This window comes from uncultured Bacteroides sp. (genome assembly GCF_958445495.1).
In the GTDB taxonomy this organism is placed as follows: Bacteria; Bacteroidota; Bacteroidia; order Bacteroidales; family Bacteroidaceae; genus Bacteroides.
On record NZ_CAUCSQ010000015.1, the window covers coordinates 43,563 to 59,721 of the forward strand.

A 16,159-nucleotide genomic window follows, 5' to 3' on the forward strand; every position below is an offset into this window, starting at 1 on the left:
AGATTAGGGAATGAATGCGATTTCATCTATACCGGTTTGCGCTCCGGGTTTGGCCGGACGAGTGATTCTGATGCTGATTCGTTCCGTCCCCTCCAGATTGACCGGGATATTCGTTTGGATGATTTCCCCCTTTTCCGGAGACGTCCCGGAAGCGGGTTTGACTTTCTTGTAAATCACCCCGTCTTTTAGCAGCTCTATTTTCTCAGGAGGATAAAAACGGTGCCTGGCGAGGCTTAGGAAGCTGATGCAAATGCTCCCGGAAGCCTTTATCCCTTCTACAGGCAAGCTAATCGTACATTCTTTTTCCGGAATGATAACCCAGCCGCAATGATAATCTGCCGGTAAACCGTGCGTGCCGTCAGTCAGTTTCTTTATCTGGCTTTTATAAGTTTGCGGAACGATTGAAGGAGTGAGGCCGAGGAATAAATTCTTCTTCAAGCCGGAAGCAAGTATGTGTTGTTCCCATTCCTTTATGTAACCGTCTATTTCATTATCGGATTCGTTATAATACCTCATTCCGGCAAAAGCCTTGTGCTCTTTCAGCCGGGCCAGCCATTCCTGCGCTTGCGGAACAGGCCGGAGAGCCATTCCGTTCCGTGTCGCATATCCGTAAACGTCGAAACCGTGTTCACGTCCCAATTCCAGGCGTGTGAAAGACAGGGCAGTCTGTAGCTCATGAAGCCTTTTACGTTCCCGTCCTTTGCTCCCGGCTATGAAACCCTCCATTTCATCGTAGAATTTAATGAATCCGCCGGGCTTGAGAAATGATTTCTCGGCTTCACGTATGCCGGCGTACATACCGAGACGTTTCCCGGATTGGGCGTTATCCTCCAAATCCTTGTAATAACCATACAGCCATTTCTTGGATACGGGATATTCCTGATTGAAGAAACGGCGCGCCAGGTCGTCGACGGAGAGCGCCGGATTAATCAGAAGCGCCGATAATACGAAAGTCTTCATCTCCTCGAACGAAGAATAACTGTATCCGCTTCCGTTGAAGAAAATGCCGCTGACTCCGTGCCTTTTGAAAAGCTGAAGCCTTTGTTGCGCTATTTTCAATATGGGGAAAGGAGTGAGATAATCATCGAAGTTATTGATGTAATCCCAGATATAGATATTGTTCGTAACCTTTTTCCATTGGTCCAATTGGCGGACAAACTTTTTAACCTTCGCATCTTTGTCATTGAGCCGGCAGAGAGGAAGCTCCATTGCGCTGACAATAACCCCGGCGTTGGGAGGCAATTGCTTGTCCGCGACCTGCTGCGTAGTCAGATAAGAAGTCGTGAAAAAGAAATGTCCGGGAAACCGGCGGGATAAACGGGCGATTAACCCGGTAACGGCCGGTGTCGCGTTTTTCGCGGTATTCCCTATTGCGGTGCAGGAAGGGCACGTACAAGCGTATGGAGTATCTTCCGGTGCGATTACAAAGCGAAAACGCCCCTTTTCACCGAAATTGTCCATGATATGGCTTTCAATAAGCCGGTACATCTCTTCCGATGAGAAACAAAGCTGCGATTCATCTGTTTTCCCGTTGATGACGGCGTATGCTTTTTTCGTGTTCTCCCCTAATGCCTTCCGCAGGTTATGACCCCATATTCCCCAACTGTCGTCGAAATTATCCAATCCCATCACCCCGGTATAATCGGCATTCAGGCCGGTCGGAGAGTAAATACTCTGATAGTCGAAGGCAAAAGAACCGCAAGTATCTTTCAAGTTGATGAGGGCGGGAGGAAGGTCGGAACCGTCTATGCGCGGGTCTTCCTTGCTGATGTTTTTCATCAGTTGATATTGTAACCACAACATCTGCCTGCTGTCTGAGGCCGTTAATCGTATGTCCGCCCCTTTGCAGGCGATTTTGAAACCGTCCTGCATTGCCGGGTCTATCCGCACGACAATGCGCCACATCTCTTTCTCGGAAACCCCGAAAGCGACAGTCTCGTCGTCCTTGGCCCGCTTCTTGAGATGTCCGTATAGATATTTCGCCCACCGGGTATCTTTTTCGGTCGGAGCTTCGCCGATAGTGACGAGATAACCCTCTTTGGAAGGAAACAGCTCTGTGCGCGCCTGCATGCGGCAACCGGCCGAAAGGCAGCAAATACATATCATTCCTGCCAATAGGAGGCAAAACCCGTCAGAATGAGATATAGATTTGTGCATAGATATTATATAGATTTTTATAACGTGTCGAAACACTCTCGATTCGTTCCGACGGATGAGTGCCCCTTACGGTATTTGTCTGGTTATAGTAAGTGTTCCATGTTCCCGTCAGACCTATCGTAATGTTCGGGTTGAGCATATATTGCCCTCCGATTCCTACCATCGTGTTGGTATGAGAGAACGAGCCGGGCAATGCATAGTCCAGTACGGCGGTTTCCGGCGCGGAACCGATGCTTGCCATTGCGTTGATATTCGTTTTCCCGTCGCTTGCCGGGAAATATTTGGCGCCGATTTGAGCGTTGTAGTAGAAGTTGGAATTGAAGAAATGCAAGTCCAGCTTTGTGTTGAGGCGTACCGTTTCGATAGTCTTGGCCACTTCTCCGCCGGCTGTGAACAGATTGGTTTTCGATTCATCCCATCCGGTAAATACGAATCCGTTCTCGCCTTCACTGCCTGTAAACGCTTCATTGTCCCATTCATAACGCTTGTCGTATGCCGATACGCGCCTGTAGCCCGCATGTATTTCCAGTTCCCAGTCGTTTTTCATATAATGTCTTAACGAAACGTTCGCCGTAATGTCAGGGAAATATTTGGTAGCCAGGGCAGCGTTGACCGTACTGCTCCATTTGGATGAGAAATGATGCGTCCATTCCCCTTGCACCTGGATGCCGACACCTCCCGGCGTTTGCTCTTCCGCCTCCATGCTTCCTTCTGCCGAACCGCTTCGTCCTGCATAGTTGAGGCGTCCGGTATATGTGTTCTTCCGGTTTTTCCGAGTATATTCCGCAGTTGCGACAGAAGTGATGATATCTTCCTCACCATACCGGGCGCGCAGATAGCTCAATGCTATCTCATTCTTGAGCATCATGCTCCTCAGGCCTGCCAGATGCCGTTGGAAAGGACGGTACTCCATGATTGAAGGCTCGTAAAACTTCTGGTAGTAATAAGCGGAATCCGCTTGCCTGTCAGCTTCATATACCACTCCTTTGGTGTATTTCAGCGATTTGTTCTGGCTGTCGTAAAGCAGAGCCGTGTCAAGCACGGCAAGAGCCTCTTCCGGTTCTTTCTCTTTGGCTAACTGCAAGGCACGGTATTCGCTGCTTTGTGAAAATGCCCCGATGATTTCTTTGTTGCTCGGATATTTTTCAAGTATCGGCTTCAAGAATTCCAGAGAAGCCTCATACCTCTTGTCACGCTCGAAAACGGTTGCCTTCTTCGCCTGGTAAAACGGCTCTTCCGGGTAATAATCGAGACCTTGCTCTGTATATTTCTCGAATTCATCGAACTTTCCCAGCAAACCCGCCGCATTGATGGCGTATCGTAATCCGAGATCGCTCGACGGATTGAGGCTGACCAGCTTGACCGCCTCCTCGTATGCCTTTTGGGTGGCTCCCGCTTCCATACACTTCTTGATGTAAGGTGTCGCCAGTTCTTCATAACCAATCACGTAGAAGATACGCATATCCTCGTCACTCTGTTCGATGGCAGACAAGTAAAGCTGCAAGGCTTCTTCGGTTTTATCCGTTTTATCGAGGATAAACGCCCTTTTCAACGTGCCGTTTTCATAATCCGGGAAGTGGAGCGTGATGGTATCCAGCGTTGCGAGCGCTTCATTATAACGCTTCATCTGGATATAACAGTTTAAGGTTTTTTCCCATGCCGCCCCGTTTATCTCGTTGTCAATACGTTTCTGCGTTACGAATGATAGATGCGGCAACGCTTCGGAGTACAGCCCGAGTTCCATTAACTTATCCGCCTTCTTCATATGCAGCGTAGTCATGGCTAATGTAATGTCATAATCATCGGGATACATTTCGTACATCCTTTTCAGAGTCGCATAAGCGAGGTCTTCCTCATTCATTTGCCGGTACAGCATGTATTCCTTGTAAAGGATGCCTTTGTCCGTATTGCCGTACTGCTTTTTAGCCTCCCTGATGTAGAAAAGCGCATCATCCGTATATCCTCTGGTGACGGAAGTGTTCAGCAGATAATCCAGCGCTTCCTTATTCTTGCTGCCTCCTTCATAAGCCATGCCGTACAGCACGTAAGGGTCCCGCTGTTTTTCCGACCGGGCGGCCTCCATCAGCAGGTTGTTATATACCCGTCGTATGGCAGGGCTGTTGTTCCTTCTCATGCGGTCGCGTATAAATGCCAGTGCCTCCGGATAACGTGCCAGTTCGCCGAGGATACTGGCCCTTTTAATCGTGAGAGCAGTACTTCCGGGGATTGCCGCCAGCCCGTTGGAAGACCAGCCCAAGGCCGCTTCCCGGTTCCCCTCCTGCAAATACAGGTTGATGATGTCCAGGTAATAAGATTCATTTTCCGGTGAAGCTTTGATTAGCTCCGTCAGTTTCTCGATAGCCTCTTTCCGGTTCCCCCCTTTCTTCAGTTGCCGGTAACCTACCTCCATACTGTAGATATAGTCTTTTCTTAAAACCGTATCGTTCGGATAAATCTGGTTGATTCGTTTCAGCAGCCGGTCTGCCTCCACGTCGTTGTTCTGTTTGCGGTATAACTCGATTTTCCTCCGCCACAATCCCCTCCAATAAGGATTCACCTCCAGAAGCTCGTTTACGTAACAGATTGCGCTGGAGTAGTTTCCGGTAATGTCTTCCACATCCACCAATAAACGCTTGGCGTTGACATTATTGTAATTGTCTTCAATGGCCTTGACAAGATGGTAACGAGACCGGTCATAGTCTTTCCCGTGAAACCAGTATTTCCCCATCAGCCATTCCAAATCGGAGACATCCGGATATTTCTTCAAACCTTCATCCAGCAACGCTTTCCCCGCCTCCCACTCTTCATTGGCGAAATGCTCCTGTACGATTTGGGCATACTGTTCCGGTGTCTGGAATCCTTTGTCGGTACCTATGGAGGAGGTGATTAACAAAAGCAGACAACCCAGTATGGTAATCTTATGAAGAAATTCTCTGTTCATTATTATATCTCGTCTTCGTTGTTTTCCTATTATCTATCGAATCAGACTGCTGCCGGTTCGGACTCTACCGGAGGATGGCCGTCCGCGTCGGCGGTCTTCTTTTTCTTCTCCTGCTTGAATCCCGCCCGTTCCATCTTTTTCCATTTAAAGTCTCTTTTAGTCAGGTAACTGAAATACCCTCTGAGAGAACAGAACGTGATGATGGGATGGTAGAAAATCGGTTCCAGTATGGAAGCGATGATAATCCATAAATATTCATATCCCCGTTTATAAAGCATTCCTACGTAGTAATCATAAGTGATGACGACGATGGATAGAAACTGGCAGAACGTATAGATTGTCAGATAAATCATCCAAGCCGTATTCCAGTTGACCGCGCCGGTGAAAGCCAGATAAATGAATACGATAAGACCTGTCAGCTCGATGATAGGCGCCAGAAACTCAAAAATAAACATATAAGGTAAAGTCAGCATCCCCATCTGTTTGTAAGTCCTGTTGAAAATCATCTTGTGATGGATGCTGAGCGTCTGGAACAAACCGCGCGCCCAGCGTGTACGTTGCCTGTAAAGCATGAATAAGTTGGGCGGGCCCTCCGTCCAGCAACAAGTGTCGGGAATCTGGACAATCTTGTAAGGGCGGGAGAAGTCGCACATATATCCCACCATGCGGGTAATCAAATCCATGTCCTCTGCGAAAGAAGTCGCGTCGTATCCTCCGGCGGCAATAGCGACAGAACGGTCAAAAAGCCCGAATCCACCGGACACATTCGGCATTCCGTTAATTGCAGACCATCCCATTTTCCCAATCAGGTACGAACGCATGTATTCCAGATTCTGAAAAAGCGGAATCGGAGTGCGGGGCGTCTTTACATCGACAATCTGGCCGTCTTTTACCACGCAACCGTTAGCCATCAGCATGGTCCCGCTCACGGCGATTACCTGTTTCTCAGACGATATGATAGGAGAGATGCAACGGTAAAGAGCATACTTCTCCAGAATGCAGTCCACGTCCGTACAGATAAAATAAGGATATGAAGATGCGTTGATTCCGGCATTGGACGCATCCGCTTTGGTCCCTCCGTTTTCCTTGTCGACAACGATAAGGCGGCTGTATTGCGGGTTGGTGGATTTCAGAAGCCTTCTGAACGGCTGGGTCTTGATTCGTTCGATATAAGCATAAGGCACTTCTACCAGTTCATAGTGCTCCACCATTTTTTGCAAGGTATCGTCGGTGCTGCCGTCATTTACGATAATCACCTCGAACAGCGGATATTCCAGCGCGAGCATAGAGTTCACATTGTCGATGATGGTCTTCTCCTCGTTATAGGCAGGAGCGATGACCGAAATGCCGGGAGTATAAGGAGACTCTTTAATCGTCTTCCGGACATAGCTTTCCACATAATAGTCTTTTCTCCGTTTCAATGATATGAAAGAGAGAAAAGCGAACAAGATGAAGAATATCGCCAGCATGCTCGTATAAAAGAATACGAAATAATTGAAGAATGTAAAAATTATATCTCTCATATTCCTTAACTTAACTGGTTAATTAACGGATGTTTGGTATGAGCGAACAGTATCGCTGTATGAGAATCGGCTTTTCTCTCCAATTGATCGAATGTTTTCCGTCCCATGGGGCTATACTCGTAAAGGGCTTTAAGGATGGCGCGCTTAGTCGCCCAGTTGTCCGCATCATCGTATGCATTGTAAAGAAAACCCAAAGCCTTGTCCGTCTTCAAATCTGCAACGGCCGAAATAATGTTCCGTTTTATCTCCTCCGGTTGTATGCTGTACATCTCAATCAGTTTGGGCTCGATTTCTTTATAGTTCAGCTTGCCTAACGTTTTTATGGCCTCCCCTCTGATTTCCGTAGAGCGCGCATTGATTTGTTTGGCCAGGATAGGAGCGCTTTCGGTCTCGTTGTACAGCCTGATTTCATTGATGAAGAAAATCTTCACATTCTCTTCCGCCGAGGTATTTACCCATTTGATGAAGCTCGGAGTGCTGTATCCCACTTTCTTCCGGTGTTCCAGGATGGCGTGCAGCTCCATCATGTCCCATTGCCTTAGTTTCATGCCGATGTCCTCATCGAAGAAACGGAACGGGTTCCCCTGGCTCAACCACATATAAGTATATCGCGCGGAGTTTCTCAATTCGATTTCCCGGTGATACAGGAAACGTACCAGCACCGCTTCCGAAGCGTAACCGTTGATGGACTGAATCAGTTTCAGCGCCCGGATTTTTAATCTTTTGGAGCCGAACTGAAGTTCGCGTTCCAGGAAACGGGTTATCTGGAATACGGTCTGTATCGTCTGGTAATTGAGCTCGTTGATTTCATCCTCATGAATACTCTTAATCTCTGTCAGCAGTTGGGTAATGATGCGCAGCTCGTTCGGCTTAGGACGTTTCTTGGTGTCGTATTTCAATCTTTCGGCAACCTCCTCTTCCGGTATGGCATTGGCATCCAGTGAGATGGCCTTCATCTCCTCATAATATTTATCGAAAGCCTTGTTGTATCTCCGTTTTTCTTTTCTTCTTTTAAATATGCCGTATATGATGTGAAGCAACAAGAACATGTACGCAATGATACAGAACATTACAACAATTGAACATATCCTGATAATTAAAGGATAGCCAATAAACTTGTAATATATCCAATAGAAATAATATTCTATATAATCTATGCCATACAATACTTGATTCATCCTCTCAAGATAATGGGGTTAAAACTTGTATATTTAAAACAAATGGCTTACATTTGTTGTATTGAATGTTCTGCTCTATGCAAATATACGAAATAACTTGTATATATTATCCAATACAAGTATGGAAGCCTCAGCAGCTATGCGGCAGATACTTGCATTTATTTTCGGTGAAAAGGAGGGAAATAAGAAATGAAGCAGTTGAAAGGAATATGGAAAGTTTAATATATTTTTGATTAGTTAACAAATGAACGTGGTTTAAACGTGCAAAAGGTTATGAATTCATTGAGAAACAAGAAACAAACAATTAAAAAATTAAGAAGAATGATGAAGATTAAAAGTTTGATGTATGTCCTCCTGGGGACGATGTTGATTGCTACTGCCTGCTCTGACGTAGAGTTGGAGAACGGAACAGAAGGAGCGGGCTTGCCTGTGAATGCTTCCTCGCTTGTGAATGTGTACTCCGATAAGAGCGGTTCGGAAGAGAGCCTGCTGGCGGGTGATGTGTTGGTTAAAGATACCCGTACCCTCATGTTGAACGTACCTGTGTCCTGCAAGAAGGTATATATGAAATACAATACCGTATCGGGCGGAGAAGCCATGAAAGAATTCAGCGTGTCTCCTGTCGTTCGTGACGGAAAAGAACAGGCCGGCGGTTTCGATTATGCAACCAGTTACATGGCGTCGGTTGATTTGTCGCTTCCCGAAGATGCGGTGCAACCGACGAGCGAAGAAGACGGAGGCTATCTTTTCTACCATAATACGGGAGTCGTCATGTTTGAGGACGGCTGGCCTACTCCTCCGAAATCATGGTATGACGAAGATTTTAACGACGTCGTTTGCGAATACGATTTGAAAGTGACCGAATGCCAGAGTGCGGAACAAATGGCAGTTCAGGGAAGTAAAGAAGAACTGCTCCTGACCTTGGACATCCGTGCGATAGGCGGCATGTATCCCACGGCCCTGGGCGTTGTGCTGGAAGACTTGGATAGCAAGTACATCGAGCGGATTACCGCCGGTCTTTTATTGAAAGGCGGACAGGGAACGATGAGAGATTTAGCCAAGGAAGAACTCTCTGCAGACTCCAAGGTAGAAGTCCGGGTTCCGGAGTGGAGATGGGACGACGATGCTGCGGACATCAAACGCAATGCGGCATTGACGGTAGATAAGACCCCGGAAGAAGGTACGGTCATCACGTTGGACGGCCTGTCTTCTTTGAGCGATGATAAGAATGACGGTTCGCAGAAAGTCTTTTTCCAGGTAACGAAAGGATACATAACCGAAGGATTACCGATGTTACGCGCCGAAATCAGGTTGATTGGCAAGGAAGGGCTGACGGGAACTGAAAGAGAACAGCAGCTTGCCGCTTTCAGAGAGCTGATTCTGGATACCAAGAAACAGAACTTCTTCATCAAGGCAAACGGTAAAGAAATACACATGAAAGGATACGAGCCTACCTCTTCTTACCGGGCGGAATACGATAAGCACGTTGCCGGAGACGGAAACCTCCAGGTCGATGCCCCCTATTCCAACAAAGACGGCTACACTTGGGGAATCAAAGTTCCCGCCGGCACGAAACACGTCTACGAAAAGTGTTCCTTCTCAGAAGCATATCCCGGATTTGAAGAATGGGTGAATACGGAAGGAGCCTCCAATCCGGGATGGTATCTGGATTGTGATTCGGAAAAGACAGTGCGGAATTGGTAATGCAAAATCCCGCTCATACGTAATTTGAGATATTTTGTACAATTTAAACCCCTCTTTTTTCTAAAAGAGGGGTTTCTTTGTATCCGACAATGAAATCTTTGGTACGAATATCATGAAGACAAGACTATATTCTATAAGCTGCGGTCTGGTTATCTTCTTTCTTTTGAACGGCGGGATACTGTCGGCACAGCAGAGAGAACCCTTAGCGGAGCAGTGGAAAATTGAAGACGAGTCCTGCGCCCTTCAAGTGATAGAGCGGGCGGACACGTTGGAGCTGATAACGCCGGGCGGACTGACGATGTGGTACCGGCAACGCCTGACAGGCGACTATGAAATCAGTTACCGTGCCTGTCTGGTGATGGAAGGAGGAAAGTATGACCGCCTGAGCGACTTGAACTGTTTCTGGGCTGCCAACGACCCGGAGCATCCGGATAACCTCTTTGCCCGTTCCCGGTGGCGCAACGGCGTCTTTAAAAACTACAACACATTAAACCTTTTCTACGTTGGATACGGGGGAAATGATAATACTACCACTCGCTTCCGCCGGTACAGGGGAGAATATTACGGGATAGAAGACGGGAAAGTAAAACCCCTGCTTCGGGAATATACGGACGCCCCGCACCTGCTGGTCCCCAACCGCTGGTATCATATCCGGATTCGTGTGGAAAAAGGGGCAACGACTTATTCCGTCGACGGCGAGGAACTGTTCCGTTACGCGATTCCCGCCGGGGGCGGAGGCGACGGGCACTTTGGGTTGCGCCTCTTGCAGAACCATATACTGTTTACCGATTTTAAGGCGGTTACACTTTGATGACTGGACAATAAAACCTATAAGACAATAAAATCCATGATGAAACAATCTTTTACCAGACGGGGAGCGATAACGCTGCTATCCCTTTTGTGTTTTACATTGCTCCGTGCGCAAGTAGTGACTGACGAGCGGATGTTCTCTTTTGAAGAACCGCAGGTTCCGGACTGTATTTCGGCCACCCAATCCCAACTGTCCATTTCCGATATACACTATAAAGACGGAAAATCTTCGATGGAATGGGCTTTTAATCCGGGAGCCGTATTGCAGTTGAAGAAAGACCTGAAATTTGAAAAGAAAGACCCCACCGGTAAGGATTTATATCTTTCGGCATTTATCGTATGGGTATATAATGAAGAACCCCTGGATGCAGCCGTTGAGTTTGAATTTCTGAAAGACGGCAGGAAATGCACCTCTTTCCCCTTCCGCATCAATTTCAAAGGCTGGCGTGCGGCATGGGTCTGTTATGAACGCGACATGCAAGGCACGCCCGAAGAAGGGATGAACGAACTCCGCATTGTCGCCCCGAATGCAAAAGGACGCCTTTTCATCGACCATTTGATTACCGCCACCAAAGTCGATGCACGCCAGCAGACAGCCGATTTGCAAGTGCCTTTTGTCAATGCCGGCACGAACAACCATTGGCTGGTAGTCTACAAACATTCTCTTTTGAAGCCGGACATCGAGCTGACTCCCGTTACGGACAAGCAGAAACAGGAAATGCAACTGTTGGAAAAGCGTTTCCGCGATATGAATTACACGAAAGGCAAGATAACGGATAAAGAAGTGGAAACCATCCGGAAGAAATATGATTTTTACCGGATAACCTATAAGAACGGGCAAGTATCGGGAGTGCCTATCTACATGGTGCGCGCCTCCGAAGCCTATGAACGAATCATCCCCGGCTGGGACAAAGACATGCTGACCAAGCTGGGAGTGGAGATGCGCGCATATTTTGATTTGATGAAACGGATTGCCGTCGCATATAACAACAGTGAGGCGAAACCGGAGATTCATGAAGAGATGAAACGGAAATTCCTGGCTATGTACGACCATATCACAGACCAGGGAGTGGCGTATGGCAGTTGTTGGGGCAACATCCACCATTACGGATACAGTGTCCGCGGGTTATATCTGGCATATTTCCTGATGAAAGACGTGTTGCGTGAAGCCGGGAAATTGCAGGAGGCCGAGCAGACCCTGCGCTGGTATGCGATAACGAACGAAGTCTATCCCAAACCGGAAGGGAACGGAATCGACATGGATTCCTTCAATACGCAGACCGCCGGACGTATCGCAAGCATCCTGATGATGGAGGATACTCCCGAAAAGCTCCAATACCTGAAATCTTTTTCCCGCTGGATTGATTATGGCTGCCGCCCGGCTCCGGGACTGGCAGGCTCTTTTAAGACAGACGGCGGCGCTTTCCACCATCGCAACAATTATCCCGCCTATGCCGTCGGCGGGCTGGACGGGGCGACCAACATGATTTACCTTTTCAACCATACGGAGTTTGCCGTATCCGAGCTGGCGCATAAAACAGTGAAGGAAGTATTGCTTGCCATGCGTTTCTACTGCAATAAACTGAACTTCCCTTTATCGATGTCCGGACGGCATCCCGATGGAAAGGGAAAACTGGTCCCCATGCATTATGCGATGATGGCGATTGCGGGAACTCCCGATGGAAAGGACGGTTTTGATAAAGAAATGGCATCCGCTTACCTGCGTCTCGTTTCGAACGAACCTGTCAAGGAACAGGAACCGGAATACATGCCCCAAGTATCGAACACACGGGAACGTAAAATCGCGAAGCTGCTGGTGAAAAACGGTTTCCGTCCCGAACCGGACCCGCAAGGCAACCTGGCGTTGGGCTACGGATGCGTATCCGTACAGCGGCGTGGCAACTGGTCTGCCGTGGCACGCGGGCATTCGCGCTATCTTTGGGCGGCGGAACATTATTTGGGACATAATCTCTACGGCCGTTATCTGGCGCACGGCAGCTTGCAGGTTCTGACGGCAAAACCGGGCGAAATAGTGACTCCTGCCACCAGCGGATGGCAACAGGAAGGATTCGACTGGAACCGTATTCCGGGTGTGACCTCTATCCATCTTCCTCTGGAACAGTTGAAAGCCAGAGTCCTGAATGTAGATACTTTCTCCGGCGTGGAAGAAATGCTCTATTCCGACGAAGCCTTCGCCGGCGGATTGTCCCAGGAGAAACAGAATGGAAACTTCGGTATGAAACTGCATGAGCACGATAAATATAACGGCTCGCACCGGGCGCGTAAATCTTTCCATTTCATCGGAGGGACGATTGTTTGCCTGGGTTCGGACATTGAAAATGCCAATGCGGAATTCCCTACGGAAACCACCGTCTTTCAGTTGGCCGTGAACGGCAAGGCGGCGCATGATTACTGGAAAAGCTATCAAGGTGGCGGGAATGTCTGGATAGACCATTTGGGAACCGGATATTACGTACCGGTCACCGCCAGGTTTGAAAAGAACTTTCCGCAATATTCCCGTATGCAGGACACAGGCAAGGAAACGAAAGGGGACTGGGTGTCATTGGTTGTAGAACATGGGAAAGCCCCTAAAGGAGGAAGTTATGAATATGCGATTGTGCCGCAGGCCACTGAAAGCGCAATGAAAGCCTTCGCTGCAAAGCCTGCATACGAAGTGTTGAAACAAGACCGTGACGCCCATATCGTCCATTCGCCGGCCGAGCGTGTGTATTCTTACGTGCTTTTTGAAACCCCTCAGGCCGTGTTGCCCGGCGAATTGCTGCAACGGACGGATACCTCCTGCCTGGTGATGATTCGCGAGAAGTCATCGGATAAAATGCTGCTGACCGTGGCGCAGCCGGATTTGGCATTGTATCGCGGTCCGAGCGACGAAGCCTTCGATAAAGACGGGAAACGGATTGAACGCAGCATCTATTCCCGTCCGTGGATTAATAACGAGAGCGGCGAGATTCCGGTGACCGTTACGTTGAAAGGACGCTGGGAGGTAGCGGAGACGCCTTTCTGCAAAGTGCTTTCGGCAGATAAAAAACAGACAGTCATACGTTTCACCTGCAAGGACGGAGCCAGCTTTGAAACGGAGCTAAGGAGGAAATAACCGGGTGTTTCGGGGGTGTATCGGTTTCCACTTATTGGAACTACAGTTTCTACAGTATGAAACTCTAGTTCCAATAGAAAGAAACTGAAGTTTCGTCCGTATGGAAACTCCAGTTTCCATGCAATAGAAACTCTGGTTCCATGCAGCAGAAACTCTAGTTTCATGCAGCAGAAACTCTAGTTTCATACAGCAGAAACTTTGGTTTCATACAGTAGGAACTTTGGTTTCATACAGTAGAGATTATAGTTTCAAGCGTATGGACCGTACTGTACTGGATTTAGTTGACAACTTCGCTTGTTATACCTAAGTTGGTTTACCCGATATTTCTTAAAACTTGGATAAGTTTACTTGCCCCTTTGTAATTCCTGTATAAGTTGTCTTTTTAGAACATAAACATGGCAACCGCCACTATACGGTTATTGCATACGGCGTGCGTATCCTTGATTTTCCCGTCGGACACGTTGAGAGAGCCGTACCATGCGGAACTCAATGTATATTCCAGGCCGAATTTCCAATGGGCGATGTTGTATGTCAGTTCTGCACCGGCGGTCACAAGCTGGTCGAGGTTCGTTCCCGTTCCATACAGCCGCGCTTCTCCGTCGGGAGCATATAAAGCGTCGCTTGTTCCCATATTCTTGGCATATCCGATAAAGATGCCGGGTTTCCATTTTTGCCCGTAAACCACGTTCAGCCAAGAGCTGGAGAAACGAATCGGAGTATATTTCTGTTCTCCCGTACGCTCGTCGGCAGACTTAATGCCGAATCCGCCTAAACCGGACGCTTGCGTGAGGTTGGACCCCAATACGCTTTTAGCCCCCACAAACCAGTTTTTACAAGTATATTTTACGTGCGCTTCGTAAGAGAGCGTGGTGATGCGTTCGTCCACCTTGTATTTGTTGCCGTTGCTTCCGACGGCTTCCGTCCGTGGCTTTAACGACAATAATTCGATTCCCGCCCCGGCAAGCAGACCTCCGTTTTTATAGTCGGCTCCGATGTAAATCTCCGGCAAGCAGCTTTTCTTTATGTATTCCTGGCTCTTTTTGCTCTTGGCGGGATTGTCCGGGTCAATGCCTTGGGACAGATATTGGGATTGCCATACGGCAGCACCTGTCAACTGGAAATTCTTGTTTGCGTAACGGTAACGAATCTGCGGCGCGCGGCTGAACGGCTGGAAGGGAGCGCCTACGGACAGGTTGAGAATCTGTGGCGAGACATCCCCGAATAACGGATGCCAGGTCTGGCCGAGCAGGAGGGCGGACTTCCCCCAATCCAGATTCATGTAAGCATGGCGGAGACGGATAACCGAATAGGAAGTCCCCGTACCGCGGAAATCGACTTCTACCTTGGCGGATGTTTTGGCCGTTCCCAACTTGGGACCGGCGACGTCTACCCCCAGGCGTGAATAAAGCGTGTAGAAATTACTGTTGGGAGTAGCATTCAGGTCATTCCCGTTTTCGTCGCGGACCTTGTCTTTCGGATACATATAGAACAGCCCGTCTACCGTTTCTTCATTCGCCCGGCTGTTGTAATAGAGGTCCGTGCGAATCTGGCCGTAAAACTTGAATTTGAAGTCCTTGTCTTGTGAGAAACCGCCTGCCGCCATTGTCAGGCAGAGAGAAAGTAAAATGTATTTTTTCATAATGTGCTTGTTTATAAACGGGCGCAAAATTACATAAAATAACTGGCAATCAGTTTATAATTCATCAAAAAAGGCATGGATTGCCCGGTTATATTTATCAAGGCTCGTACTTTTATGAATCGCTTTCAATGGTTTTTTGCCTGCATCCGGCATCAGGTATTCCCAGAAAACCTTCATCTTGTTGAGAAGTTGGGCGTCGCCTCCTTCCAGTTGAGCGGCATACCGCTCATAGACCGATGCGTGCATGGCGTACAGCTTTTCTTTTATCTCGTCGGGCGTCAGGCTGCGGTTCTCCTTGTATTCCGTGGCTAAAGCCGGATTTGCGAGCAACCCTCTGCCTATCATGACTCCCGCTACTGCCGGAAACAGCTTTTGAATCCGGCGGATGTCTTCCGGGCTGTCGATGTCGCCGTTGTAGATAAGCGGATGCCTGCAAAGGTGCAGGAAAGCGGCAAATCCTTCGAGGTCCGCCTTTCCTTTATATTGCTGTTTTCCCAGACGGGGATGCATGGTTATATGCCGCAAGGGAAAATCATTGATGACGGGCGCCAGTGCGAGGCATTCGTCCGGACGTTCCCAACCCAGTCTCATCTTTACCGAGAAGCTTATCCGGGGATATTTCAGGGTCAGCTCCAGCAGCGCTTTCACTTCTTCCGGGTAAGGAAGGAGGCCGGAGCCGTTATGGCGTTTGGCCAGCATAGGGAAGGGACACCCCAGATTGATGTCTGCTTCCGTGTATCCTTTCTCGATGAAAAGGGACAAAACCGCTTCCGCTTTCTCTGGTGTCGGGGCTATTAACTGGGGGATTAGGCGGGGAACGCGGTTTTCGGCAGGTTCGAGGCCGCGGATGTCTTTGCGGCGGAAGCCTTCCTTTTCCAGTCGGACGAAAGGCGTGTAATAAACATCTGCGCCACCGAAGCAAGCGGCGTGCGCATTCCGGTAAACTACTTCGGTATAGCCTTGTAACGGGGCGAAGTGGATAGGGAGGATTTCTTGCATTGCGTCATTTTTGTGCAAACTTACATATAATCGGTGATTTATGTACCGGTTGGATGCGGAAATCTGTTTCTTCCGGCAGGGAAAAGCCCGGAA

9 protein-coding genes are annotated in these 16,159 nt (G+C 48.5%); 3 read left to right on the top strand and 6 right to left on the bottom strand.

Going from position 1 to position 16,159, the window contains the following annotated elements; all coding sequences use genetic code 11:
• Positions 1–3: 3 nt before the first annotated feature.
• The 4 genes from Q5076_RS07185 to Q5076_RS07200 are packed head-to-tail and all read right to left on the bottom strand — an operon-like array spanning position 4 to position 7,799.
• The gene (locus Q5076_RS07185; protein ID WP_303012036.1) at positions 4–2,157 is read right to left on the bottom strand and encodes a DUF4838 domain-containing protein; all 2,154 of its coding nucleotides are present in this window, start codon (positions 2,155–2,157) and stop codon (positions 4–6) included.
• On the bottom strand, positions 2,132–5,098 hold the full coding sequence (locus tag Q5076_RS07190; protein WP_303012037.1) for a hypothetical protein: 2,967 nt from the start codon (positions 5,096–5,098) through the stop codon (positions 2,132–2,134). Before Q5076_RS07190 ends, Q5076_RS07185 begins: the two co-directional genes overlap by 26 nt.
• A gap of 41 nt (positions 5,099–5,139) precedes the next feature.
• On the bottom strand, positions 5,140–6,621 hold the full coding sequence (locus Q5076_RS07195) for a glycosyltransferase family 2 protein (protein ID WP_303012038.1): 1,482 nt from the start codon (positions 6,619–6,621) through the stop codon (positions 5,140–5,142).
• 5 nt (positions 6,622–6,626) lie between these two features.
• A complete protein-coding gene (locus Q5076_RS07200; RefSeq protein ID WP_303012039.1) occupies positions 6,627–7,799 on the bottom strand; it encodes a HEAT repeat domain-containing protein in 1,173 nt (390 codons plus the stop codon).
• Between the two features lie 324 nt (positions 7,800–8,123).
• Here Q5076_RS07200 and Q5076_RS07205 point away from each other — a divergent pair, with 324 nt between their 5' ends.
• The 3 genes from Q5076_RS07205 to Q5076_RS07215 all read left to right on the top strand — a co-directional run bounded on the left by Q5076_RS07205 (position 8,124) and on the right by Q5076_RS07215 (position 13,428).
• Entirely contained in the window at positions 8,124–9,503 is a 1,380-nt protein-coding gene (locus tag Q5076_RS07205) for an LruC domain-containing protein (protein ID WP_303012077.1), read from the top strand.
• 112 nt (positions 9,504–9,615) lie between these two features.
• Positions 9,616–10,314 carry a DUF6250 domain-containing protein gene (locus tag Q5076_RS07210; RefSeq protein WP_303012041.1) on the top strand — a complete coding sequence of 233 codons (699 nt, stop codon included), beginning with the start codon at positions 9,616–9,618 and terminating at the stop codon, positions 10,312–10,314.
• Between the two features lie 36 nt (positions 10,315–10,350).
• A complete protein-coding gene (locus Q5076_RS07215; RefSeq protein ID WP_303012043.1) occupies positions 10,351–13,428 on the top strand; it encodes a chondroitinase family polysaccharide lyase in 3,078 nt (1,025 codons plus the stop codon).
• Between the two features lie 382 nt (positions 13,429–13,810).
• Here the strand turns inward: Q5076_RS07215 and Q5076_RS07220 are convergent, their stop codons facing one another.
• Together Q5076_RS07220 and Q5076_RS07225 are read right to left on the bottom strand one after the other, a co-directional pair.
• A complete protein-coding gene (locus Q5076_RS07220; RefSeq protein ID WP_303012045.1) occupies positions 13,811–15,094 on the bottom strand; it encodes a DcaP family trimeric outer membrane transporter in 1,284 nt (427 codons plus the stop codon).
• A 27-nt stretch (positions 15,095–15,121) separates the two neighbouring features.
• Positions 15,122–16,066: a tRNA-dihydrouridine synthase family protein gene (locus Q5076_RS07225; RefSeq protein WP_303012047.1), complete on the bottom strand. Its 945-nt coding sequence runs from the start codon at positions 16,064–16,066 to the stop codon at positions 15,122–15,124.
• Positions 16,067–16,159 lie beyond the last annotated feature (93 nt).